Annotated in this window: 20 protein-coding genes; 9 read left to right on the top strand and 11 right to left on the bottom strand. The window is 67.3% G+C overall.

Annotated features, from left to right (window positions below):
• Window positions 1–147 precede the first annotated feature (147 nt).
• Complete coding sequence (locus AC07EQ_RS00100; RefSeq protein WP_478386221.1) at window positions 148–1872, bottom strand: FAD-binding dehydrogenase; 1725 nt, start codon at window positions 1870–1872, stop codon at window positions 148–150.
• Window positions 1873–2081: 209 nt separating this feature from the next.
• On the opposite strand from AC07EQ_RS00100, the gene AC07EQ_RS00095 reads away from it, so the two are divergent.
• Window positions 2082–3308 (top strand): PucR family transcriptional regulator, encoded by a 1227-nt coding sequence (locus tag AC07EQ_RS00095; RefSeq protein ID WP_478385648.1) that lies wholly within the window; start codon window positions 2082–2084, stop codon window positions 3306–3308.
• A gap of 42 nt (window positions 3309–3350) precedes the next feature.
• Here AC07EQ_RS00095 and AC07EQ_RS00090 read toward each other — a convergent pair whose 3' ends face one another.
• Both AC07EQ_RS00090 and AC07EQ_RS00085 read right to left on the bottom strand, forming a co-directional pair.
• On the bottom strand, window positions 3351–3668 hold the full coding sequence (locus AC07EQ_RS00090) for a PucR family transcriptional regulator (protein ID WP_478385647.1): 318 nt from the start codon (window positions 3666–3668) through the stop codon (window positions 3351–3353).
• Between the two features lie 353 nt (window positions 3669–4021).
• On the bottom strand, window positions 4022–5311 hold the full coding sequence (locus AC07EQ_RS00085; RefSeq protein ID WP_478385646.1) for a hypothetical protein: 1290 nt from the start codon (window positions 5309–5311) through the stop codon (window positions 4022–4024).
• A gap of 107 nt (window positions 5312–5418) precedes the next feature.
• Here AC07EQ_RS00085 and AC07EQ_RS00080 point away from each other — a divergent pair, with 107 nt between their 5' ends.
• The 3 genes from AC07EQ_RS00080 to AC07EQ_RS00070 are packed head-to-tail and all read left to right on the top strand — an operon-like array spanning window position 5419 to window position 11650.
• Window positions 5419–6936: a type I restriction-modification system subunit M gene (locus AC07EQ_RS00080; RefSeq protein ID WP_478385645.1), complete on the top strand. Its 1518-nt coding sequence runs from the start codon at window positions 5419–5421 to the stop codon at window positions 6934–6936.
• Window positions 6933–8174, top strand: a complete 1242-nt coding sequence (locus tag AC07EQ_RS00075) for a restriction endonuclease subunit S (RefSeq protein WP_478385644.1) — start codon at window positions 6933–6935, stop codon at window positions 8172–8174. Before AC07EQ_RS00080 ends, AC07EQ_RS00075 begins: the two co-directional genes overlap by 4 nt.
• A 35-nt stretch (window positions 8175–8209) precedes the next feature.
• Complete coding sequence (locus tag AC07EQ_RS00070) at window positions 8210–11650, top strand: DEAD/DEAH box helicase family protein (protein ID WP_478385643.1); 3441 nt, start codon at window positions 8210–8212, stop codon at window positions 11648–11650.
• Between the two features lie 132 nt (window positions 11651–11782).
• On the opposite strand, the gene AC07EQ_RS00065 is transcribed toward AC07EQ_RS00070, so the two are convergent.
• From AC07EQ_RS00065 to AC07EQ_RS00030, 8 genes are all read right to left on the bottom strand, one after another.
• Window positions 11783–12100, bottom strand: coding sequence for a hypothetical protein (locus AC07EQ_RS00065; RefSeq protein ID WP_478385642.1), 318 nt, complete (start codon window positions 12098–12100; stop codon window positions 11783–11785).
• A 44-nt stretch (window positions 12101–12144) separates the two neighbouring features.
• Window positions 12145–12660 (bottom strand): nuclear transport factor 2 family protein, encoded by a 516-nt coding sequence (locus tag AC07EQ_RS00060; protein WP_478385641.1) that lies wholly within the window; start codon window positions 12658–12660, stop codon window positions 12145–12147.
• Window positions 12657–13412: an SDR family NAD(P)-dependent oxidoreductase gene (locus AC07EQ_RS00055; protein WP_478385640.1), complete on the bottom strand. Its 756-nt coding sequence runs from the start codon at window positions 13410–13412 to the stop codon at window positions 12657–12659. The genes AC07EQ_RS00060 and AC07EQ_RS00055 overlap by 4 nt, the downstream gene beginning before the upstream one ends.
• A gap of 28 nt (window positions 13413–13440) precedes the next feature.
• The gene (locus AC07EQ_RS00050; protein ID WP_478385639.1) at window positions 13441–14211 is read right to left on the bottom strand and encodes an SDR family NAD(P)-dependent oxidoreductase; all 771 of its coding nucleotides are present in this window, start codon (window positions 14209–14211) and stop codon (window positions 13441–13443) included.
• A gap of 23 nt (window positions 14212–14234) precedes the next feature.
• Window positions 14235–15053, bottom strand: a complete 819-nt coding sequence (locus AC07EQ_RS00045) for an SDR family NAD(P)-dependent oxidoreductase (protein ID WP_478385638.1) — start codon at window positions 15051–15053, stop codon at window positions 14235–14237.
• Window positions 15046–15522, bottom strand: a complete 477-nt coding sequence (locus AC07EQ_RS00040; protein WP_478385637.1) for a nuclear transport factor 2 family protein — start codon at window positions 15520–15522, stop codon at window positions 15046–15048. The genes AC07EQ_RS00045 and AC07EQ_RS00040 overlap by 8 nt, the downstream gene beginning before the upstream one ends.
• Complete coding sequence (locus AC07EQ_RS00035) at window positions 15519–16406, bottom strand: LLM class F420-dependent oxidoreductase (RefSeq protein WP_478385636.1); 888 nt, start codon at window positions 16404–16406, stop codon at window positions 15519–15521. Before AC07EQ_RS00035 ends, AC07EQ_RS00040 begins: the two co-directional genes overlap by 4 nt.
• Window positions 16407–16804: 398 nt before the next feature.
• Window positions 16805–18400 carry an AMP-binding protein gene (locus AC07EQ_RS00030; RefSeq protein WP_478385635.1) on the bottom strand — a complete coding sequence of 532 codons (1596 nt, stop codon included), beginning with the start codon at window positions 18398–18400 and terminating at the stop codon, window positions 16805–16807.
• A 214-nt stretch (window positions 18401–18614) separates the two neighbouring features.
• Between AC07EQ_RS00030 and AC07EQ_RS00025 the strand changes: the two genes are divergently transcribed.
• The 5 genes from AC07EQ_RS00025 to AC07EQ_RS00005 all read left to right on the top strand — a co-directional run bounded on the left by AC07EQ_RS00025 (window position 18615) and on the right by AC07EQ_RS00005 (window position 23610).
• Window positions 18615–19253, top strand: a complete 639-nt coding sequence (locus AC07EQ_RS00025; protein ID WP_478385634.1) for a TetR/AcrR family transcriptional regulator — start codon at window positions 18615–18617, stop codon at window positions 19251–19253.
• A gap of 152 nt (window positions 19254–19405) precedes the next feature.
• The gene (locus AC07EQ_RS00020; protein ID WP_478385633.1) at window positions 19406–20146 is read left to right on the top strand and encodes an SDR family NAD(P)-dependent oxidoreductase; all 741 of its coding nucleotides are present in this window, start codon (window positions 19406–19408) and stop codon (window positions 20144–20146) included.
• Window positions 20147–20304: 158 nt separating this feature from the next.
• A complete protein-coding gene (locus tag AC07EQ_RS00015; RefSeq protein ID WP_478385632.1) occupies window positions 20305–21045 on the top strand; it encodes an SDR family NAD(P)-dependent oxidoreductase in 741 nt (246 codons plus the stop codon).
• A gap of 10 nt (window positions 21046–21055) precedes the next feature.
• A complete protein-coding gene (locus AC07EQ_RS00010) occupies window positions 21056–22000 on the top strand; it encodes an alpha/beta hydrolase (RefSeq protein ID WP_478385631.1) in 945 nt (314 codons plus the stop codon).
• Window positions 21997–23610 (top strand): flavin-containing monooxygenase, encoded by a 1614-nt coding sequence (locus AC07EQ_RS00005; protein ID WP_478385630.1) that lies wholly within the window; start codon window positions 21997–21999, stop codon window positions 23608–23610. Before AC07EQ_RS00010 ends, AC07EQ_RS00005 begins: the two co-directional genes overlap by 4 nt.
• Window positions 23611–24006 lie beyond the last annotated feature (396 nt).

Here is a 24006-nt window from a genome sequence, read left to right as displayed (position 1 = left end):
TCGGACATTGGCCAGGGGTGCCAGGAAGGGGGGGGCAGAGGTCGAGGTGGGGGAGGGCACACACCACGACCGGGGTTGGTGGGGGTTTGGCGTTGGGGGGGGCGCCCGAGGTCGCCCCCACCAGCGCTTCGACGGCCTGTCGCCGGGTCAGGCCGTTGCCGCGGCCGCGGCCCGGCCCGCTTGGCGGCCGGAGAACAGGCAGCCGCCGAGGAAAGTGCCCTCCAGCGCGCGGTAGCCGTGGACCCCGCCGCCGCCGAAGCCCGATACCTCGCCCGCGGCGTACAGCCCGGGGATCGGCACGGCTCGCGCGTCCAGGACCCGGCCGGACAGGTCGGTCTGGAGGCCGCCGAGCGTCTTGCGCGTCAGGATGTTCATCCTGATGGCGATCAGCGGGCCGGCGGCCGGGTCCAGGATCTTGTGCAGGGGCGTGGTGCGCGCGAGGAGATCGCCGGAGTAGGCCAGCGAGTTGCGGATCCCCATGATCTGTTCGTCCTTGGTGAAGTTGTTGTCCACCTGGCGGTCCCGCATCACGATCTGGCGCTCCAGGTCGCCGGGGTCCACGAGGTCCGCACCGGCCAGCCGGTTCATCCCGGCCACCAGCTCCGGCAGGGTTCGCGCGACGACGAAGTCCTCGCCTCGGTCCTGGAACGCCTTGACCGGCGGCGGAGTCGAGTTCAGCAGCCTGCTCGCCAGGTAGCCCGCCAGGTCCTTCCTGGTCAGTTCCGGGTTCTGCTCGGAACCGGAGAGGACGAACTCCTTGTCGATGATCCGCTGGTTCAGCACGAACCACGAGTAGTCGTAGCCGGTGTCCTTGATCAGCTTGAGCGTCCCGAGGGTGTCGTAGCTCGGGATGCCGGGATTCGGGAACCGGCGGCCGCGCGCGTCGAACCACAGCGAGGACGGCGCGGCGAGCACCCGGATGCCGTGGTCGGGCCAGAGCGGGCTGTGGTTGGCCAGTCCCTCCGTGTAGTGCCACATGCGGTCGCGGTTGACCAGCCGGGCACCGGCCCGCTCGCTGATGGCCAGCATCCGGCCGTCGACGTGGGCCGGAACGCCGGTCACCATGCGCTTCGGCGGTGCGCCCAGCCGGTCCGGCCAGTTCTGCCGGACGAGGTCCTGGTTGCCGCCGATCCCGCCGGAGGTGACGATCACCACCGGCGCGTGCAGTTCGAAATCGCCGACCCTGGTGCGGGAACTCGGCGTGCCGCGCGGCGCGTCGCTGGGCTCCAGGACACCGCCCCGCACGCCGTCGACGACGCCGTTGGTGATCGTGAGCTCGTCCACCTGGTGGCGGAACCGGAAGGAGACCAGGCCCTGTGCGGCGGCCTCGCGCACCTTCTTCTCGAACGGCTCCATGACACCGGGACCGGTGCCGAGCGTGAGGTGGAAGCGGGGGACCGAATTGCCCGGCCCGTCCGCGAGCTGGCCGCCCCGCTCGGCCCAGCCGACGATGGGCACCCAGCGCACACCCATCCCGTGCAGCCAGGACCGCTTCTCCGTCGCGGCGAACTCCAAGTACGCCTCGGCCCAGCGGGCAGCCCAGTAGTCCTCGCCCAGCGGGTCCTCGGTGCCGCGGTCGAATCCGGCGTTGCCGAACCAGTCCTCGCGGGCCAGTTCCAGCGAGTCGCGGATCCCCGCCAGCCGCTGCTCCACGGAGTCGATGAAGAACAGCCCGCCGAGCGACCAGAACGCCTGCCCACCGAGACCGGCCTCGGGTTCCTGGTCCAGGAGCAGGACCTTGCGGCCCGCGGCCGCCAGCTCCGCGGTGGCCACCAGCCCCGCCAGGCCGCCGCCCACGACGATCGCGTCGGCATCGGCGCCGGAGGCGGTGCGTGGTGCGGCGGCGGCAGCTGTGGGCAAGGCCGCGCTCATCGCGGCCGCACCGCCGGTGATGAGCACGGATCGCCGGCTGATCCGGCCGTTCCCGCGAGAGTTCATAGCATCCCCTGTTGCCGTTCGATCTTCTCTGACGATGTGCGGCCGACCGCAAGTTACCTCTGGGTAAGGTTCTGGTCACCATGCTGGACCCCGCACGAGGGGAGTGGTGGTGGTGAGTTCTCCAGTCTTGGGAGGTCATCGTTGTGATCGAATCCAACGCGGTCCCGCTCGAGCTGCGCTGGCGCGGCGAACCGCTCCACCAGGTGCTCGCCGCCGCCGCGCCCGCGCTGGTGCCCGCCGTTCTCGCGCAGCTGATCGCCGAACTGCCCGCGTACGCCGAACTGCCGGAGGAGGAGCTGCGCGGGGACATCACGCGGATCATCGAGAGGGGCATGGCGATGGTCGGGCGGATGTTGCGCAACGGCGGCGCCCCCGACCCGAAGTCGCTGACCGACCTGCGCGAGGACATCCTGCACCGGGCCGAAGAGGGCGTGCCGATCGAGGCGGTGCTCAACGCGCACAACGTGGGTGTCCGGGTGGCGTGGGAGCACTTCAGCGCGCAGGCCCGGCCCGAGGACATGCACGCCCTGGTCGGGGTGGTGGACCTCGTGCTCCGCTACCTGCGCGAGATCACCTCGGTGGCCTCGTCCGTGTACTTCCAGGAGCGGGACACCTTCCTGGCCGATGCGCACGCCGCGAAGCAGGACCTGCTGGCGGCGTTGCTGACCGGGGGCGACTCGATCGACGCGGCGGCCCGGCTGGGGATCCGGTTGGCCGACAGCTACGCGGTGCTCGACGTGGAGATCGCCGCGCATCCGGACGAGTCCGCGCCGGGCACCAACGCGGATGTGGCGCGGTGGCGGAAGCTTCGCCGGTTCCGCGCGGAACTGGAACGCCGGTCACCGCAACCGCTGCTGTCCCGGCTCGCCAAGCACGGCGGGGTGGTGCTGCTGGCCCGCGACGACGCGGCCGATCCGGACCGGCGCGTCCACGACCTGGTCCTGGCCGCGGGCGCGGCGGCGGGCGCCGACGTGACGGTGGGCGCGGTATCGGCGTCCGTGCCCGGCATCCCCGAAGCCGCGCGGACCGCGCACGAGTTGCGCCGGCTCGCGGTGGCCGGGCGTCCGCCGGGGATCTACACGCTCGACGAACTCGCGCTGGACTACCAGCTCACCCGCCCCGGTCCGGCCCGCGACGTGCTGGCGGGAACGCTCCGCGCGATCGAGGACGAGCCCGACCTGCTGGAAACGCTGCGCACCCACCTCGGCACGGGCCTGAACCGGCGCCGCACCGCCCGCCGACTGCACGTCCACCCGAACACGGTCGACTACCGCATGCGCAAGGTCGCCGAACTCACGGGCCTGAACCCCGCGGACCCGACGGACGCCGCGCACCTACGAGCCGCCCTCATCGCCCGCACCCTGCACTGAGGTTTTTCCGATGGTTCGTCGATCCGTAGGTGCGGAAGCTCCTCACGGGTGGGTTGTGTCCGACTGCTGGTGGAGGATGAGGGCGGCCTGCAGGTCGATTCGGTCGTGCAGGTTCGCCACCCGGCGACCGGTGAGCGCTTCGACCCGTTCGATCCGGTAGTGGACGGTGTTGACGTGCAGGTGCATGGCGGCCGCGGTTCGGGTCCACGACGCGCCGCTGTCCAGGAAGGTCTTCAGGGTCTCCAGCAGCCGGGTGCCCTTCGCCGCGTCGTACCTGGTGATCGGGCCGATCGTGGCTGACCGGAAGGACCGCGCCACGGGTGCGGGCAGCCCTGTCAGCAACGTGCTCAGGGTCGTCATCTCCGATGTCGCGCACACTCGCGGCTTCGTCGAGGCCGGCCGCAGTTCGGCGGCACTTGCGGCATAGCGCGCGCTCGCCAACGCGGGGATGAGCTCGCGAGGCAGTCGCTGCGCGGCGTCGGCCGGTTGCCTCGTGCACAGCCACCACCCGTCGAACGGTGACCTTCCGCCGGGGCGGTCTACGGGTACCCGTACTCGTCGTGGCTGGTCCGTGATGCGGGCGTCGCTGTTCGCGATCGTTCGGTCGCGCCAGTGCGGATCTTCGATCCCATTCCTCTGTTTGTGGTGCCGGCACTCGGGGCTGGGGTCTGGGGCTCCTTCACTGGGCTTCCCGAGCCGGTTAACTGGCAAGTTCAGTATGTACCAGCACGTGAGTTGCCGAGTTTGTTCGGACTGACTCCGGTAACAACAGCTCGTCCAAGTCCTAGGCTGGTTGCGATTTGCTGCGCGACGAGTTCGGTCGCAGCGCCGCGCGTACCGATCCAGCCGTCACCCAGAAGGCCCGTGAAAAGTGTGTTGTTCAAGTATCGGGGCGTAGACCTGTAATCAATCCTGCGCCCCTGTTGTCCGGGTTGAAGATCAGTCTCCAGCAACGTTTCAACATGTTCGCGGGAGAGGTACATTCCGGGTACAAGGTCTTGAGTTCCGGGCTCAAAGGGAACTGGATCGCAAAATTTGAAGAAGGTTGCCGACTGAATCAGATGTATGTCGGCCTGTCGGCTGTCAGCTTTGCACGCATCGTCGATAGCACGCATCCGTGATAGCTCACTGGCGAAGTTCTTGTCACTATCGGGCCAATATGTCAGCTCTTTTCCTTTTGAATTGAACTTCTTGTACTGAACAAGGACGAAAGATCCGTGGAATTCGTTGTAGTAGATGAGATCCACGCCGGTCTGTCGTTCCAGTGCTCGCGTGTTTGCGTAATAGATCCGCAGCTCGCGTCCGCCCTTGCTGTGTTGTCTGATTGTCCAATCGATTGCGTTACCGTCTGGCCAGCTTGGGAGATTCAGGAAGTCGTTTCGGATCAGATCGTCCTCGTGGGGAATGGATTCGCCGGGTATCTTCTCATAGAAGTGGCTTGAATTCGTAGATGATGGCCAGTCTCTGATAATTTCGCGGTCCATCGAGAAAGCAGTCAGCAAGACATTGCTCGCATCGCGCTGACTTAGTGCACTCCCGGTGGCATCTCCGGTCGTTACAGGCAGCGCTACTTTGTTCTGTAGTTCCTCTAGGGTTGCGGCGAGTGGTGGGAATTCCTGGGCGATAGCAGCAACTACGCGATTGCCGCGGCCCGCGCTGAGTGGGCCGTCAACGCTCAGTGCGGCAGAATCGTCCTTGAGGCGAGTTCTGATCCCGTCGATGGGCTTTGGTTCTGAGAGTGGATAGAAGTCCTCGATCTCGACACGGCGTTCATACGAGCTTGCCCGTCGGCCGGGGATCGCAATGCCCAGTCCGACGATGCAGTCCTGAGAGTTATTCGTCGTGTCGAGGAATACTACAAGGTGGCGGCGCCCGAGCTTCCAGTCGTTGAGTAGTGGCAGTGGGCAAGCGAAGGCCGGCTTATCGAAGATTCGCAGGGACTCGCCGAGTAGTTTTGAGCGCATAACGCCGGTAAGTCGGAGCAGTGCGACGCGGAGTTCCATTCGTTCATCCTCGCACCCTGCACTCATCTTTCGGGCGCCGACAGGCTTGAAGCGACGTACGGTCACGCGCTAGCCATCGCTTCCATCCCCTGCGCTAGCCTGATCACGTGGTGACAGGTGAGCTGAAGAGCAAGATCGACCGGTTGTGGGATGCGTTCTGGTCCGGGGGGATCTCGAACCCGCTGGGAGTGATCGAGCAGATCACCTACCTGATGTTCATCCGGCGCCTTGACCAGCTTCAACAGGCCAAGGAGAACAAGGCGAACCGCACCGGGAATCCGATCGAGGACCCGATTTACACCAAGGACGCACAGGAACTCCGGTGGTCTGTGTTCCAGAACAAGCACCCGGAGGACATGCTCACGGTCCTGCGGGACGGTGTCTTCCCGTGGCTGCGGAACCTCGGCGGCGACGGCTCGACCTACGCGCACCACATGAAGGACGCGCGGTTTACCATCACCACGCCAAACCTGTTGTCGAAGGCCGTGTCGATGATCAGCGACATCGACATGGGCGACAAGGACGCCAAGGGCGATCTGTACGAGTACATGCTCGGAAAGATCGCAACTGCTGGACATAACGGCCAGTTCCGCACGCCCCGTCACATCATCCGGCTGATCGTTGAGATGATGTCGCCCCAGCCTGGAGACGAGATCTGCGATCCGGCGTGCGGTACTGCTGGGTTCCTCGTTGCCGCTGCTGAGTACGTCGAGCGCACGCACCGGGATGCGCTGCTGGCTCCGGCGCAGCGGAAGCACTTCAACGAGAGCATGTTCCACGGCTTCGACTTCGACAGCACGATGCTGCGCATCGGCAGCATGAACATGCTGTTGCACTCGATCGAGAACCCCGACATCCGCTACCGCAACTCGCTGGGTGAGAACGTCGCGGACGAAGCCAGCCGGTACTCGATGATCCTCGCGAACCCGCCGTTCGCGGGCAGCCTCGACTCCGAGGCGACGGCGAACGACCTGCAGAAGGTCGTCAAGACCAAGAAGACCGAGCTGCTGTTCCTCGTGCTCTTCCTCCGGCTGCTCAAGAACGGTGGCCGGGCTGCGGTGATCGTGCCGGACGGGGTGCTGTTTGGATCCAGCAATGCGCACAAGACCGTGCGAAAGTTACTCGTGGACGACCACAAACTCGACGCCGTGGTGAAGCTGCCCAGCGGTGTGTTCAAGCCCTACGCCGGGGTATCAACCGCAATCCTGTTCTTTACCAAGACCAACAGTGGCGGCACTGACAAGGTCTGGTTCTACGACATCACCGCAGACGGATTCAGCCTCGACGACAAGCGCACGCCACTGCTCGACAACGAGAAACTCGGTCCGGTCGTCGACCGCGCATTGACCGACGACGAGCACGCCAAGAACAACCTCCCCGATGTGCTGGCCAGATGGCACCGCCGCAGCGGCAGCGAACAGCAGCGGGCAAGTACCGAGCAGAGCTTCTTCGTCTCCAAGGACAAGATCGTCGCACAGGGCTACGACCTCAGCATTAATCGCTACAAAGAGATCGTCCACGAGGAAGTCGAACATCGGGCACCCAGCGAGATTCTGGACGAGCTCGACCGCATCGAGACGGAGATCCAGCAAGACATGAGCGAGCTCAAGAGGATGCTGGGATGAACTTTCCTATTGTTCGAGTCGGTGATATTTCAGATCAGATTCGCGGGGTTACGTACTCGAAAAATGACGCTTCCGATGCACCTGCGGTCGGATTGGTGCCGTTGCTGCGCGCGGGAAACATCACAGATTCCGGCTTGATGCTGGATGACTTTGTCTATGTGCCAGAGGCCAAAGTGTCGCCCAGGCAAATGATTAGACGCGGTGATGTGCTTGTTGCTGCGTCAAGTGGAAGCTTGGAAGTTGTTGGGAAAGCGGCCCAAGTAGCCCAAGGCTTCCATGGAGCATTTGGGGCCTTCTGCAAGGTGCTTCGGATAAGGTCGGGTGTGGACGTCGACGCTCGGTACTTTGGTCACTACTTTCGGACGCGGGACTATAGAAGTCGCGTTACTAGACTAGCGGCCGGGGCTAGTATTAATAACCTCAAGAATGGGCATCTTGACGAGATGCCTATCCCTCTTCCTGGGATCGGCGTTCAGCAGCGGATCGCGCGACTCCTGGACCTCGTGGACTCGTTGCGCGCCAAGCGGCGCGAGGCGATTTCTGTGCTTGACGAGCTTGTCCAGTCCATCTTCCTCGACATGTTCGACGATCCGGTCGACAACCCCAGGAACTGGGACCGTGTCGCGCTGAGTGATGTACTCGAACGGATTGACAGCGGGAAGAGTCCAGTCTGCTTGGAGCGTCCGGCAGAAGCTGGCGAATGGGGAGTTTTGAAGCTGGGCGCGGTGACCCAGTGCGTCTTTCGTCCTGGCGAAAACAAAGCTCTCCGCGATGAGCCGCCGAATGTTGAGAACGAGGTTCGGGCTGGCGACCTTCTCTTCACGCGAAAGAATACGCCCCAACTTGTGGCTGCGGTGGCTTACGTTCGGAACACTCCTCGGGGCCTTTTGATTCCTGACCTGGTTTTTCGTCTCGTTCCCAAGAGTAATGCGCGAGTCGACAAGATTTACTTGCACGGGCTTCTCACTTTTCCTTCCCAGCGAAGGAAGGTGCAGTCTCTGGCGAGCGGAAGTGCTTCGTCGATGTCGAATATCTCCAAGGCAAAGTTGAGGGGCTTGGATTGTGTACTGCCGCCGATCGACTTGCAATGCCAATATGCCCAGCGGATCGAGGCGATCGAAGAACTTAAGCAGAACCACCAAGCTCACCTAGCCGAGCTCGACGCCCTATCCGCCTCCCTTCAGCACCGTGCGTTTCGTGGGGAGCTGTGGACTGAGGAGATCACTCCGGTAGCCTGATCGCCACGTCACGCTGAAGTGGGGGAGTCGCGACTGTGAGTAACTTCGGGTTCCTGCAGGCCGAGTGGCCGGATCTCCATCGAGAGGCCGTGCAGGCCGAACGGTTGGCGTTCGCTGATCCTCGGGCGTCCGCGTTCTACGCGCGCCGGGTGCTCGAACTCGCGGTGGAGTGGATCTTCGACGCGGACGCAGCGGTGAAGCGGCCGTACCACTCCAAACTGTCGGCGTTGATCGCGGAGCCGACGTTCGTGAAGGTCGCGGGGCCAGGACTCCGGGCGAAGATGGACGTGATCCGGCTCCAGGGAAACCACGCCGTGCATCGGAAAGCTCCGGTAGCGAACTGGGACGCCGTGCGCGTGCTCGCTGAGTTGTTCCACGTCCTGTACTGGATGGCCCGCACCTACAGTCGCGACCCGAAGAACCTGCCCGCGCCGGGGCTCCAGTTCGACACCTCCGTGATCCCGCGGCCGGCACCCGCCGAAGTACGCATCGCGAAGCAGCGGGAACTCAAGGAGCAGGCTGAGAAGTCCACCGCGCAGGCCGAGGAACTAGCGGCGGAACGCCGGAAGACTAAGGATCTCAGTGCCGAGATCGTCGAGCTGCAAGAACAGATCAAGGCGGCCAAGGCCGCCAACGAGTCCATCCCGGACACCCACGACTACAACGAGAAAGAGACCCGCAAGTACATCATCGACCTGCTGCTCAAGGAAGCTGGCTGGGACCTGGACAAACCGGAGGATCGCGAGTTCCCGGTGTCCGGCCTGCCGGAATCCGCCTCGCCGTCCGGCAACGGCAAGGTCGACTACGTGCTTTGGGACGACGACGGCAAACCCCTCGGGATTGTCGAGGCCAAGCGCACCACGACTGACGCTAGGGCTGGTCAGCATCAGGCCAAGCTCTACACTGACGCGCTCGAGGCTCGCTACGGGCAGCGGCCGCTAATCTTCTACACCAACGGTTACGACACGTATCTGTACGACGACCTGAACTATCCGGCACGGCAGGTTCAAGGCTTCTACACCAAGGACCAGCTCCGGGAGGTGATCCAGCGTCGTGCGGGTCGTCGTAGCCTCACGACGCTGCCGATCAACGAGGAGATCGCGGGACGCTACTACCAGTCACGTGCCATTCGACGGATCGCCGAGTCGTTCGAGCAGGACTCGATGCGGCATGCACTACTGGTGATGGCGACCGGAACCGGCAAGACCCGCACCGTCGTGGCCTTGACCGATCTGATGATGCGGGCCGGCTGGGCGAGCCGCATCTTGTTCCTCGCCGACCGCAAAGCTTTGGTAAAGCAGGCGACCAACGCTTTCAAACAGCACCTGCCTGGTACACCCGTGGTCAACCTGCTGCAGGAGAAGGACCCGCACGCCCGCGTGTTCGTCTCGACGTACCCGACGATCATGAACCTGATCAACCAGGTCGACGACGAGGGCCGGAGGGTGTTCGGGCCGGGGTTCTTCGACATGGTCGTGATCGACGAGGCGCACCGGTCGATCTTCCAGAAGTACAAGTCGATCTTCGACTACTTCGATGCACTGCTCGTCGGGCTGACCGCTACGCCGAAGGACGAGATCGCCCGCAATACGTATCGTGTATTCCAGCTCGAGAACGGCGTCCCCACCGACGTGTACAGCCTCGACGAGGCCGTCAATGAGGGCTATCTCGTCCCGCCCCGTGCGGTCGAGGTGCCGCTGAAGTTCCAGCGTGACGGGATCAAGTATGACGACCTGTCCGAAGAGGAGAAGGAAGAGTGGGAAGACCTCGACTGGGGTGACGATGGCCCGCCAACCGAGGTCAGCGCCGCTGAGCTGAACAAGTACCTGTTCAACGCCGACACCGTCGACAAGGTATTGCAGACCCTCATGACGTACGGTCTCAAGGTCGACGGCGGCGACACACTCGGCAAAACCATCATTTTCGCCGCGAACAACAAGCACGCGGAGTTCATCGCCGAACGGTTCGACGTGAACTACCCGCACTACAAAAGCTCGTTCGCGCAAGTCATCACGTACCGGAAGGAAAAAGCGCAGAGCCTGATCGACGACTTCTCCGCCCCGGCGAAGCATCCGCAGATCGCGATCTCGGTCGACATGCTCGACACCGGCATCGACGTCCCCGAGGTCGTCAACCTCGTCTTCTTCAAGCTCGTGCGGTCGAAGACGAAGTTCTGGCAGATGATCGGCCGGGGGACCCGGCTCGCGCCGGACCTGTTCGGGCCGAACAAGAGCAAGGACGGGTTCTACGTCTTCGACGTCTGCCAGAACCTCGAGTTCTTCCGACAGGACATGCCGCCTGCCGAGGCCAACATCCCACCGTCGCTGGCGCAGCGGTTGTTCGAGAAGCGCGCGGATCTGCTGCAGGTGCTCGATGGTCAGATCGAAGACTCGCAGCGAGTAACCGAGCCGGATTCCGACGGCGCTAACAGTGACGCGGGGCTGCGTTGGGATCTGGTGACGCGGCTTCACGACGAGGTTGTTCAGATGAACCCGGACAACTTCCTGGTCCGGCCACACCGTGAATACTTCGACATCTTCGCTGAGTTCGCTGCGTGGTTGGAGTTCACCCCCGAAGTGCACGCAAAGGTAGTCGACCACCTGGCGGGGTTGCCTACTGCGTTCCGCGAAGCCGACGACAACGGAGAAGAGGCGAAGCGCTTCGATTTGCTCGCACTGCGGCTGCAGTTGGCAAGCCTGCACGGCGACCCCGAGTACGACCGGTTGCGTGACCAGGTGCGCGAGATCACCTCCGCGCTGCTCGATCAACTGACGATTCCAGCGATCAAGGCGCAGCAGGTGCTGCTCGACGAGATCAGCGGTGATGAGTGGTGGCAGGATGTCACGTTGCCGATGCTGGAGAACATGCGGCGCAAGCTGCGCGGACTCGTCCGCCTGATCGAGAAGTCCAAGCGGAACCCGGTCTACACCGACTTTGAAGACGAGCTGGGGAACCTGACCGCTGCATCACTGAGCGGGATGGGCCTCGGCAACAACTTCAGCCTGTTCGAGCACAAGATTCGGATCTACCTGAACACCCACCAAGACAACATGGTCGTCCAGAAGATCCGCAGGAATCGGCAGATCACCACGGTCGACCTCGATGAGCTGCAGAACGTCTTCATCGAGAACGGTCTGGCGACCTCCGGGGAACTTGACGTCGTGCACCAACGCGGTGGCCTTGGAATCTTCCTGCGTTCGCTGACCGGACTGGAGCGGGAAGCCGCGGTGCGGGCGTTCGATCGTTTCCAACAAGGCAAGGCGTTCACCGCGAACCAACTGCACTTCGTCCAGGAGATCATCGACCACGTGTGCCGCAACGGCATCGTCGAGGTGGAAGCGCTGTACGAGTCGCCGTTCACGTCAAGGGCTCCGTCCGGACCAGAGGACCTGTTCACCGATGCCGAGGTCGACGACATCGTGTCGGTGATCCAGTCGTTCAAGGAGACGGCTGTTGCGTCGGATGAGGTGGCGTAGACAAAGGGCAGCTGCTGCTTAGGCGATCAGGTAACCCGCCGGGCACCGGTGCCTCCCAACCCCGGGTCATCGCCCGGGCGTGACGGTGATGGTAGCGACGCTACGGCTCGCCGAAGCCGCGGTGGCCCTTGATCAGGACGGGGGTGCGGGGTTCCACACCAGCCACTTGCGCGCGACCTCCGCTTCCAGATCGACGTCGTGGTGGTGGGCGAGGAGCAACAGCTGGCACAGCACGTCGGCCACCTCCGCGCGGAAGTCGGTCGCCAGCTCTTCCAGGCCCTTCCCCTTGTCCCGCGCTTGCCCGGTCATCATGAGGAACGCCTGCGTCAGCTCGCCGAGCTCTTCGTGGAGCTTCAGCAAGAACCACGTCGCGTCCCGTTCGACGCCGTACTTGCGCGCGTAGTTCGCCGACACGGCTTCGACCTTGTTGACCAACTCGTCGAGGTTCACGCCCGCAGCCTAGGCACGCGGGTGATCAGGGTTCCGGCGCAGCGTCAGTCGTCCTGGATGCGCCGGGCCAGCACGTAGTACGGATCATCCGCGTCCCGGCTCCCGCGTGGCCCGTCGCCTTCCGGGGCGAGTTGTGCGCCCACCGTCGAGTGCGTCCACTCGCGCACCGCGAACCGCTCGACGATCGCCCATCGCCCGTCTCGCTCGGCCATGTGATCGACGTAGCGGAAGCCGCTGATGAAGTTGCGCCGCGGATCGGACTCCGGCGATCCCCAGTGGACGGCGGTCCCGTACGTCTCGGCGACCGCCTGGTCACCGCGCAGCTCGCAGAGGTGGTTGCCGACGATGTGCATGGTGCCGGTGAAGCCGCGGAGCAGGGGACGCACCCACTCGACGTATTCGTCGACCGTGCCGTCGAATCCGGTGTGGTGGTCGATGCCGCCGGGGTGGTAGGCCGAGCGCACCAGGTCGAAGTCGAGCCGGTCGATCCCGCGGCAGTAGCGCAGCACGACCTCGTGGATCCGCCGGCCGGCCAGCAGTTCGGTCAGCGGATCGGTCACTGGGTCACCGTCCAGCCGCCGTCCACCGGCAGCAGGACGCCGTTGATGTAGGAGGCGAGCGGGCAGAGCAGGAACAGCGCGGCCCACGCGATGTCGTCACCGGTCGCCATCCGCTTCATCGGGTTCTTCTCCAGCGACCGCTGCCCGACCTCGCTCTGCACGAAGCCCCGCAGGCGCGGGGTGTCGGTCATGCCCGGGGCGACCGCGTTGCTGCGCACCTCGGCGTTCCGGTAGGTGGCGAGATGCCTGGTGTAGCCGGCGATCCCCGCCTTGGCGGCGCAGTACCAGGGCGAATCCGTGCCGATGAGGTTGCCGGCCAGCGACGAGACGTTCACCAGCGCGGCACCCTCGGGAACCCCGCCGGCGAGCCAGGTCTCGGTCATCAACCGGACGCTGCCGACCGCGATCCGGACGCCCTCGTCGAAGTCGAGGTTCCCGGCGGAGGAAGGCCCGGCGTTGTTCACCAGGTAGCGGATCTCGCCGAGGCGACGGCTCTCGGCGAAGCCCCGCTCGACCTCGGCCGGCGCGGAGACGTCGGCGGTGACCGCGAGAGCCTTGCCGCCGGACGCGGTGATCCGGTCCACGGTGGCGGCGACGGCGCTCTCGTCGAGATCCCAAGCGGCGACGGCGAGCCCCAGCTCCGCGGCGCGGAGGGCGACGGACTCGCCGATCCCGCTCCCGGCGCCGCTGACCAGCAGGACGTCTCCAGGGGTGAAACCGAGGTCGATGGTGGGCTGAGCGATGTTCGGCACGGGTGCTCCTCGAAGGGGTAGTCGGTGGTCAGACGCCGTATCCGCCGTCCACGTCGAGCTTCTGCCCGGTGATGAACTTCGCGCGGTCCGACGCGAGGAAGCACGCGGCTTCCGCGATGTCCTGGGCGCTGCCGAAGGCGCGCAGCGGGATGTTGCGCTTGGTGACCTCCAGCGCCCGCTCGTCGAGGTCTCCGCTGGCCATCAGCTCGGCGGCCATGCCGTCGGTCAGCATGCCGGGGCCGACGCAGTTCACGCGGATCCCGAACCGGCCCTCCTCGGCGGCGAGCGCCCGGGCCGTCGCCTCGACGGCGCCCTTGGGGCCGGCGGACAGCCCGTCGCGGACCGGGTAGCGGTGGGTGGCCGCGGTGGTGATCGCGACGATCGAGCCCCTGCTGGCGCGCAGCGCGGGCAGCGCGGCGTGCACGACGTTGAAGAACGCCTCGGCCTCGGCGGCGAGGTGCTTGGCGAAGTCGGCCGGTTCGACCTTGGAGAGGTGGACCTGCGGGATCAGCGGACCTGCCGCGTGGACGAGCGTGTGGATCGCGCCGAAGCGTTCGACGACGCTGTCCAGGTAGACCTTGCTCTGATTCGCGTCGGTGAGGTCGAGCCGGTCCGCTGCGGCCACCCCGCCGCGCTCGGCGAGCTCCGCGACCAGGCGCTCGGCGGCCCGCTGGTCGCTGCGGTAGGTCAGGGCGACTCCGGCGCCGCGTTCGGCGAGCATCCGGCAGATCGCGGTACCGAGACCGCCGGTCCCGCCGGTCACCACCGCGACGCCGTGCCTGTCCTGGAAATCCGTCACGATCGGCCTTTCCGTTGTGGTGCCTAGGGATTGTTCGGGAAGTTGGTCCAGCCCTTGCCGTCGGTGCGGCCGTACCAGCCCGAGGCGGCCAGCGTGCCTCCGTCGACCGGCAGGGTGTGGCCGGTGATGTAGCAGGCCTCGTCCGAGGCGAGGAACTGCACGGCCGCGGCGTAGTCGTCCGCGTCGCCGAAACGGCCGAGCGGGACCCAGGTCCGGATCAGTTCGGGATCGCGGCCGCGGAGCATCGCGGCGGCGGGGGTCTGCGGGGTGTCCGCGAGATCGGGCGCGATGGCGTTCACCCTGACGCCGTGCTGCCCGACCTCCACCGCCAGGCTCTTCGTGAACGCCGAGACTCCGGCGTTGAACGCCGAGTAGGCGGCCTTGCCCGGAATGCCGCGGAAGGCCTCGACGGTCGAGTTGTTCACGATGGCACCGCGACGCTGCTCGATCATCGCCGGCAGCAACGCGTGGGTCATGGTGAACACGTGGTGCAGGTTCAGCTCGTAGAGCCGGCGCCACTGCTCCGGCGTCGACCGCACGAACGTCCACGACGTCGGGCGGAAATCCCCGACGTTGTTGACCAGCACGTCGACCTGGCCGCCTCCCGCGGACAGCGCCGCCCCGGCGGTCTCGGCCACCACGTCGTCGTCGGTGATGTCGCCGACGACGACCACGCAGCGACCGCCGGCGGCCTCGATCTCCAGTTGCACGGCGCGGGCGGCGTCGCCGTCCACGTCGTTGAGCACGACGAGATCCCCGGCGCGGGCGAACCGGCGGCTGATGGCGCCGCCGATGCCCAGCGCACCTCCGGTCACAACGCAGATCCGCGGTCGGTCAGTCATCTTCGCTCCAGGAGGGGACGCGCGAGCGGCGTGGTGTTCGGGTCTCGATCCAGTCGATGGACAGCTCCCGGCGCGCGAACAGCCACGCGCCGTCCTGCCTGCGATAGCCGTCGGCGTAGCGCAGGTGCCACACGACGTTGATCGGCTCGCCCGACGACCGCTTGCCCAGGTGGTGGGCGATGCACGCGATGCGACCGGTCGCGGTCCGCCCGTCGCCGTCGAAGACCTGGCCGACGATCGCGTGCTGGGTGAGTTCGAAAGCCTCGACGGCACGCAGTGCGCCGGCGATCGCCGATCGGCCACTGTGGACGTCGGACGGGCCGAGCTCGGCGGGCGGGGAGGGCATCGCCAGTACGGCGTCCTCGGTGAACAGGACCGCCGCCGCGGCGAACGCGCGGTCGTCCACGGCGGCCGCGTAGCGGGCGACCAGGTCGGCGAGCTCGACCCGGTCGGCCGTGGTGAGCATCATCGTCCGGTCAGGCCGAGCCGCTGCGCGCACGCGGAGAGCTCGTCCTTGACCGCGGCCAGGTCGGTGGTCGGCGTGGGCTGCAACACGATCCGGCTCGCGCCCCGCGCGGCCAGCGACTCGGCCTTCTCGGTGGTGATCGCCGAGACGAGGTGCCCGAGCGTGACTTCCAGCGCGTCGGGATCGCGGTCCGCCGCTTCGGCTTCCTGCCGCATCAGGTCGATGAGCTGCTGCAGCTCGGCGCCGCCGACGCCGAGCGGCTGCAGGCCGTCGCCGCGGCGCCCCGCGCGTCGCGCGGCCGCGCGGCTGTGCCCGCCGATGTGGATGGGGACCCCGCCGGGCCGGACCGGCTTCGGGTAGGTCATCGCCCCGGCGAAGGAGAAGAACCGGCCGTCGTGGTCGACACCGGTCGGCGACCGGTCGGCCCACAGCTTGCGCAGCACGTCGATCTGCTCGTCGGCCCGGCGCCCCCGGGTCTCGAACTCGGCCCCGCACGCCTCGATCTCCTCCCGCATCCAGCCCATGCCGACGCACAGGCGAAGCCGGCCGCCGGAGAGCGCGTCGAGGGTCGCCGCTCGCTTGGCCAGCACCACCGGATGGTGGTTGGGCAGCACGAGCACGCCCGTGGCCAGCTCGATGCGGGTCGTGTGCGCGGCGAGGAACATCAGCAGGTCCAGCGGATCCGGGATGTCGCAGTCGTCGGCCAGCTCCATCTTCCCGGAGCTCGCGTAGGGGTAGACGCTGGAGTACCGGCTGACCACGACGGCGTGCTCGACCGCGACGATCGATTCGAACCCGCATGCCTCGGCGTGCCGGGCGAACTCGCCCATCCAATCGGGCCGGGCGGTGACGCCGGCCGCCACCGGAGCCATTACGGCGTATCTCATAACGGAATCCTACGAGAGCGAGACGAGAATACAAACCTAGCGTTTGCTTGTTTTTCTGGTTACGATGGCGCGCGCTCCGGCATCGGCGCGCGCATCGCGGCGATCTGTCCAATATGGACCAAGATGGGGAAGCGGTCGCTTTCCTGCGGCGGCTCACCCGGCGCGCGTGAGCCGCCGAGCGCACATCACCCGCCGACGGCGAGCATCCGGCTTTCGCCCGGGCGACGGTAGATTTCTCGCGTGATCCCGCGCCACCTGCGGAAACGGTGCGGTGAAGTCGCGGAGAGCGAAGGGTGTGCTCGCCCTGGGGTCGCGCAATTTCTCGCGAAATCGCGTCGTGCGATCGGCGGGGTTCGGGTGCCGGGCCGGCGGCGGGTGATCGCTGCCGGCCCGGCGCGTCACGCTTCCTTCGCCGCGGGGCGGAGCTTGGTCTTGAGGATCTTGCCGCTGGCGTTCTTCGGCAGCTCGTCCTGGACGACGATCTCCCTCGGCACCTTGAAGTTCGCGAGCCGGGCCCGGCAGTACTCGATCAGCGCGTCCTCCGTCGGCCTGCTCCCGCCGCGCGGCACCACGAACGCGAGGGCGACCGAGCCCATCCGCTGGTCGGGCTTCGCCACGACGGCCGACTCCGACACCTCCGGGTGCGTGGCGAGGACGTTCTCCACCTCGGCCGGGTAGACGTTGAACCCGCCGACGGTGAACATGTCCTTGATCCGGTCGGTGACCTGCAGGCAGCCGTGCTCGTCGAGGCGGCCCACGTCGCCGGTGCGCAGCCACCCGTCGGCGTCGATGGTCTCGGCGGTGGACTTCTCGTCCTCGAAGTAGCCGAGCATGACGTTGCGGCCCCGGATCAGGATCTCGCCCTCGTCGCCGGCGGGCACGTCGTCGCCCGCGGGGTCCACGATGCGGAGCTCCATCCCGTCGACGGGCGGGCCGGTCGTCTCCGCGATGTGCGCCGGGTCGTCGTCCGGGAGGGACTGGGTCACCACGACCGCCTCGGTCAGGCCGTAGGCCTGGCTCACGGACGTGAAGCCCAGCTCGTCGCGCATCCGCTGGAACAGCGACTTCGGCACCGTCGCGGCCCCGGCGACGGAGAACCGCAGCGACGAGAGGTCGTACTCCGCCAGCCGGGGGTGGTTGAGCAGGGACGTGAACAGGGTCGGCGCGCCGGGCAGCACCGAGATCCGCTCCGCCTGGATGAGTTCGAGCAGCTCGTCGGCCTGGAAGGTGGCGACCGGGTAGATCGTGCTCCCCGCGGTGATAGCGGTGATCATGCCCGCCTTGTAGCCGAAACCGTGGAAGAACGGGTTGACGATGGCGTAGCGGTCGGCCGTGCTCAGCTCGGCCCGCTCGGCCCAGACCCGCGCGACGTCGATCGTCTGCCGGTGCGCCGTGAGCACGCCCTTGGGGATGCCCGTGGTGCCCGAGGTGAACATGATGTCGCAGATGTCATCTGGCGTCACCGCCGCGACCATCGACTCGAACCGGTCGTGGTCCACCGAGCGGCCGCCGGAGATGAAGTCCGGCCAGCTGAGCACGCCGGCGGCGGGCTCACCGCCCAGGTCCACCACGGTGTGCAGGTGGGGCAGCCCCGGGATGGGGCCGTCCCCGGCCTGACCAGGCGATTCCGCGGCGGCGGTGCGGAGCATCTCGAGGAAGTCGATGTCCAGGAACCCGTTGGCGAGGACGAGCGTCGAGGCGCGGGAGCGGGCCAGGACGGTCGCCGCCTCGTGGCCCCGGTAGCGGCTGTTGAGCGGGACGACGATGGCGCCGATGGACTGCGCGCCCAGGAGCGCGAGGATGAACTCCAGCCGGTTCGGCGCCCAGATGGCCGCGCGGTCGCCCCGGCGCAGGCCGCGCGCCGCGTACGCGCGCGCCGTCTCGGTCACGAGCCCGGCCAGCTGTTCGTAGGTGACCCGGATGTCCCCGTCGACGACGGCGGGTTGCTCGGGATGCCGCCGTGCGGCCTCCGCGACGAGGAGGGGGATCGTCATCGGGGTGTTCACCGTGCCCACGCTCTCCTTCGAAAAACGACCAAATGCTTGCTAGGTGATCCTAGCGGCGGGTGCGCCCGCAGACCAGGCCTTGCGCGGTGCGGGCCGGCGTGCCGCGGCGGGCAGTGGCGGGTGCGCGGGCGCGGCTGTGGCAGACTGTCGACCAAACGCTTGTTGTTGTGGGGGATTCGCGGTCTGCGGGAAGGAAGGCGAGATGGCGACGAGGACCCGGCCGGGGTCGGCCAAGCGCGGTGCGGCCTCGGCAGGAGGCGGCAGCGGCTCCGACCGGCGGAGCCAGCTGCTGAGCATCGCCGCGACGCTGTTCGCCACGAGAGGGTACGCCGAGACCACTGTCCGGGACATCGCCGACGAGGCGGGCATCCTCTCGGGCAGCCTCTACCACCACTTCAGCTCGAAGGAGGCGATGCTCGACGAGATCCTGCGGGACTTCCTGTCCGCCCTGCGCGACCGGTTCCGCAAGATCGAGGAGGACAGCGTCGACCCCCGCGCGGCGCTGGACGAGCTGATCGTCGCGTCCTTCGAGGCCATCTCCGCGACCCCGCACGCGGTCGCGCTCTACCAGGCCCAGGTGGTGGCGCTCGCCCGCCAGCCCGGCTTCGAGTACGTCGGCGAGTTCAGCCGGGAGATCGAGAAGATCTGGCTGCGGTTGCTGGTCGCCGGGCAGAAGGCCGGGATCTTCCGCGCCGACGTCGACATGAACATCACCTACCGGTTCATCCGCGACACCGTGTGGTCGTCCGTGCGCTGGTACCGCCCGCGCGGCAAGTACAAGCCGGAGGCCATCGCCAAGCAGTACCTCCACGTCCTCTACGGCGGCCTCCTCGCGAGCTAGCCTCGCCAGTGTCCGCAGTTGCCGCGGGGCTGATGGTGAGTCGGCCCCGCGGCTTCCGCGTGCTCGTCGAGCAGCACCCTTTCCTGACGGCGTCTTGTCCGCCGAGCGCTCGGTGTCTGTCGAATCAAACAAGCAATTGCTAGGTTGGTTTGATGGGACAACGAGAACACGTGGTGGTCACAGGCGGCAACAGCGGTATCGGGCTCGCCGTGGTCCAGCGGCTGCTGGTGCGCGGTCTGCACGTCACCGTGCTCGACCGGCAACCGGCGACTCCCGCCGGTGACGAATTCCCCGGGCTGCTCCAGGCGTTCTGCGTGGACGTGACCCGGGAGGACGAGGTGCGCGACGCGCTCGTGGAGGCTGCCCGGCGGGCGGGCATCGCGACACGGCTCGTCGCCAGCCACGGGATCCGCGGCGAGTTCGTGCCCGCGCTCGACCTCGACCTGGAGAAGTACCGGCGCGTGCTGGACGTGCACGTGGTCGGAACCCTGGTGGCGGCGCGCGAGCTGGTCCGGGCGATCGACGCCCGCCGCGCGGACGCGTCCATCGTGACAGTGGCGTCGACCACCGCCTACCGGGGCTGGGTCGACCAGGCCGATTACGGCGTCGCGAAGGCGGCCGTCCGGCAGCTCACCGAGAACCTCGCGGTCGAATGGGCGGATCGCGGCGTCCGGGTGAACGCCGTCGCGCCCGGGCACACGCTGACCCCCATGGTCCAGGAGATGATCGACCAGGGTTATGACACCGGGGCCACGCGGGCCCGCACTCCGCTGGGCCGGCTGGCCGACCCGGACGAGCAGGCCCGCGCCATCGAGTACCTGCTCCTGGATGCCCCTTTCGTCACCGGGGTCTGCCTGCCCGTCGACGGCGGTTGGACCGCAGTGGGGAAGTGAGCCGGAGCCGGCTCCCTGGCAGTCCACGCCGCGCTGGATCAGGTCCGCTTCAGGTCGTCGATGTCGCGGTTTGGTCGCACAACCTCGCTCTGCTTTCCGGAAGAGTGTATGGTCCACCACACCAAGCGCTTGCTCGGTGATCACGAGGGATGTGGGATGTGACGGAGCAGCTGGTGGACTTGCGGGACAGGGTCGTGTTCATCACCGGTGCCGCACAGGGGCAGGGCGCCGAGCACGCCAGAACGCTGGCGCGGCTCGGGGCCGACGTGGTGCTTGCCGACCTGGACGAGGGTGCGGTCGCCGCGGTCGCTTCGGAGATCGATGCGAAGACCCTCGCCCTGGAGCTGGACGTGCGGAGCAAGAGCGCCTGGGGCGAGGCGATGCGGCGCACCCGGGCCGAGTTCGGCCGGGTCGACGTGCTCGTCAACAACGCCGGGATCTGCAGCAGGGCCCCGCTCGCGACGTTCGAGGAGGAGCACCTCGCGCGGACGCTGGAGATCAACCTGGTCGGGCCGATCCTCGGGATGCAGGCCGTGCTCCCGTTGATGCGCGACCGGGGCGGCTCGATCATCAACGTCGCCTCGACCGCGGCGCTCATGGGATTCGCCGGCGGGCTCGGGTACGGCGCCTCGAAGTGGGGGCTGCGCGGGGCGAGCAAGTCGGCGGCCAAGGAGCTCGGCGAGCTCGGGATCCGGGTCAACTGCATCTGCCCCGGCGCGATCGACACGGCGATGATCTCCGAGCGGACCAGGGCGGGCGGCGGCGCGGTGGCGAACCAGCCGATCCCGCGACCCGGTGCGCCCGCCGAGGTTTCCGCGCTGGTGGCGTTCCTGGCCAGTGATGCCAGCAGCTACTGCACCGGGCAGGACTTCGTGATCGACGGCGGCCAGACGATCTGAGGAGGCGAACGTGTTCGACGCAGAGGTCGCGGCGGTCATCCGGTCGCTCGACGCGGGATTCCCGAAGGTCGAGGAGATGACGGGGGCGGAGGCGCGGGCGGCGATCGCGGCGCGGCGGCAACCGGTGCGGAACCGGGATGATGTGGCGCGCACCGAAGACCGCGAGATCCCCGGACCCGGGGGCGGTGTGCCCGTCCGCCTGTACTTCCCGCACCGGCGCGGTGACGAACCGTTGCCGGTCGTCGTCTTCTGCCACGGCGGCGGGTTCGTGTACTGCGACATCGAGTCGCACGACGCGTTCTGCCGCGAGCTGTCGGGACGGACGTCGTCGGTGGTGGTCTCGGTGGACTACCGGCTCGCGCCCGAGCACAAGGCGCCCGCCGCCGTCCTCGACGCCTATGCCGCACTGACCTGGGCCGCCGAGAACGCCCACGGGTTCGGCGGAGACCCGGGCCGGCTGCTGATCGCCGGCGACAGCGCGGGCGGGAACCTCGCCGCTGCCGCCTGCCTGATGGCCCGGGACGACGGAGGGCCGGCGGTGGCCGGACAGGTGCTGATCTACCCCGTGCTCGACCCGTCGTGCGACACCGGCAGCTACCGCGAGTACGGCACCGGTTACGGGAACACCAGAGCTGCCATGGAGTGGTACTGGCGCCAGTACCTGCCGGCGGACGGCCTGGCAGGGCCCCGGCACCAGGTCGTCCCGCCCGCCGCGGACACCTTGCGCGGCCTGCCGCCCGCCGTCGTCGTCACCGCGGGCCTGGACCCGCTGTCCGACGAGGGAAGGGCGTACGCGGCCGCGCTGGCCCGGGACGGAGTTCCGGTGACGCACCGGCACTATCCGGGCCTGTTCCACGGGTTCCTGACCATCATGTCCCTGCAGGCCGGCCGGTCGGCCCGCGATCTGCTGTGGCACGACCTGTGCGCAGCTACGGAGCAAGGAGCAACGTCTTGACCATCGGAGCTCACAGCGCGGTGCGCGACGTCCTGGTCGTCGGCGCCGGATTCGCCGGTCTGTACGCCGTGCACGCGTTCCGGCGAGCCGGACTCGACGTGATCTGCCTCGAAGCAGGCGAGGACGTCGGCGGCACGTGGTTCTTCAACCGCTATCCCGGCGCCCGCTGCGACGTGGAGAGCATCGACTACTCCTACTCGTTCGACGAAGACCTGCAGCGCGACTGGGTGTGGAGCGAGCGCTACGCGACCCAGCCGGAGATCCTCTCCTACATCCACCACGTCGCGCACCGGTTCGACCTGCGCTCGCACGTCGAGTTGAACAAGCGGGTCGTGGCCGCGGACTTCGACGAGAGCGCGTCGCGGTGGGCGGTGCGCACCGAGGACGGGGACGAGCACCTCGCGCGGTACGTCCTGTTCGCCACCGGTTCACTGTCGGCCCCGAACAAGCCGGACATCCCCGGGGCCGACACCTTCGCCGGCGAGACGTACTTCACCGCGCGCTGGCCGGAGCCCGGCCCGGCGTTGCGGGGCAAGCGCGTCGGCATCATCGGCACGGGCTCGTCGTCGGTCCAGTCGGTGCCGATCCTCGCTGGGGAGGCCGACTCGCTGACCGTTTTCCAGCGCACGCCGAACTACAGCGTGCCCGCGCTGAACCGGCAGCTCACCGACGCCGACCAGCGCCGCATCCGCGAGGAGTACCCGGCGCGGCGGGCGAAGGCGCGCATGAGCGGCGGCGGTTCGCCGCACCAGCCGCACCCGAAGCGCGCGGCGGAATGCACCCCGGAAGAGCGCGAGGCCGCGCTGGAGGCCGGGTGGCGCAACGGTGGTGTGCTGTTCGGCAAGACCTTCCCCGACCAGTTCACCGACATCGAGGCGAACGACTTCGCGCGCGAGTTCGCGGAGCGGAAGATCCGGCAGATCGTTGCGGACCCGCGCACCGCCGAGGACCTGATCCCCACCGACCACCCCATCGGGACCAAGCGGATCTGCACCGACTCCGGGTACTTCGAGACGTTCAACCTGGACAAGGTCGCGCTGGTCAACCTGCGCCGGGAACCCATCACGCGGATCACCGGCGCGGGCATCGAGACCAGCGCGGGATTCCACGAACTGGACGTCCTGGTCTACGCCACCGGGTTCGACGCGATGACCGGTGCGCTCACCCGGATCGACATCACCGGCCCGCGCGGCGACCGGATCCAGGACGCGTGGGCCGAGGGGCCGGTCACCTACCTCGGCGTGCAGATCCCCGGCTTCCCCAACCTCTTCACCGTCAACGGCCCCGGCGCGCCGTCGGTGCTGTCCAACATGGTGCTGACCGCGGAGCAGCAGGTCGACTGGCTGGCCGAGCTGATCCGGCACGCCGACGAGACCGGGGCCGCCCAGGTGGAAGTGCGCGACGACGCCGCGGTGAAGTGGACCGATCACGTCCAGCAGGCGGCGGACGCCACGCTGTTCCCCCGGGCCAACTCCTGGTACCTCGGTGCGAACATCGAGGGCAAGCCGCGCCGGTTCATGCCCTACGTGGCAGGGCTGGGCGCCTACCGCGAGCGCTGCGAGGCGATCAAGGCCGACGGCTACGAGGGATTCGTGTTCACGGCTCGCTGATGGTGGGGCGGCGGGGCGGCCCCGCCGCTCAGCATCCGGCCGACGAATTCCGCGGCGGTGCAACGCGTTTCAGCGCGTCGATCTCAGGTGTTGACGAACCTCGCGGTGTTCGATCTGCGCGGCCTGCGGGACGACGAGGTAACCGGCATGGCACCTCCGGGGCCGCGTGCTCATGCCCCCGAACCCGGTGGCATGAGCCCGGGAACGTCCCGGCCCTTCCTACCCGACTGCAATTTCAATGGAAATCAGACCTTCGATTTCCATTGAAATTGGGCTCTTGTGACTGGTCCGTGGGTGTTCGGGCGCGTCCGGGGAGGGTTGGGGGCTGGCCGCCGAGGGCGAGCATGGCCAGGGCGATGAGTGCTTCGGGGCTTCGGAAGCCGAACGCGATGCGGG

It is taken from the genome of Saccharopolyspora sp. NPDC045839, assembly GCF_056431645.1.
Note: the sequence above shows the minus strand (reverse complement) of the source record. Positions and strands in the feature narration are given on the sequence as shown.

Excerpts from the sequence above, each read along its gene's own strand:
- AC07EQ_RS00100 (WP_478386221.1), bottom strand. The coding sequence starts at position 1,872 with ATGAGCGCGGCCTTGCCCACAGCTGCCGCCGCCGCACCACGCACCGCC.
- AC07EQ_RS00090 (WP_478385647.1), bottom strand. The coding sequence starts at position 3,668 with ATGACGACCCTGAGCACGTTGCTGACAGGGCTGCCCGCACCCGTGGCG.
- AC07EQ_RS00085 (WP_478385646.1), bottom strand. The coding sequence starts at position 5,311 with ATGGAACTCCGCGTCGCACTGCTCCGACTTACCGGCGTTATGCGCTCA.
- AC07EQ_RS00075 (WP_478385644.1), top strand. The coding sequence starts at position 6,933 with ATGAACTTTCCTATTGTTCGAGTCGGTGATATTTCAGATCAGATTCGC.
- AC07EQ_RS00045 (WP_478385638.1), bottom strand. The coding sequence starts at position 15,053 with ATGACTGACCGACCGCGGATCTGCGTTGTGACCGGAGGTGCGCTGGGC.
- AC07EQ_RS00040 (WP_478385637.1), bottom strand. The coding sequence starts at position 15,522 with ATGATGCTCACCACGGCCGACCGGGTCGAGCTCGCCGACCTGGTCGCC.
- AC07EQ_RS00035 (WP_478385636.1), bottom strand. The coding sequence starts at position 16,406 with ATGAGATACGCCGTAATGGCTCCGGTGGCGGCCGGCGTCACCGCCCGG.
- AC07EQ_RS00030 (WP_478385635.1), bottom strand. The coding sequence starts at position 18,400 with ATGACGATCCCCCTCCTCGTCGCGGAGGCCGCACGGCGGCATCCCGAG.
- AC07EQ_RS00025 (WP_478385634.1), top strand. The coding sequence starts at position 18,615 with ATGGCGACGAGGACCCGGCCGGGGTCGGCCAAGCGCGGTGCGGCCTCG.
- AC07EQ_RS00020 (WP_478385633.1), top strand. The coding sequence starts at position 19,406 with ATGGGACAACGAGAACACGTGGTGGTCACAGGCGGCAACAGCGGTATC.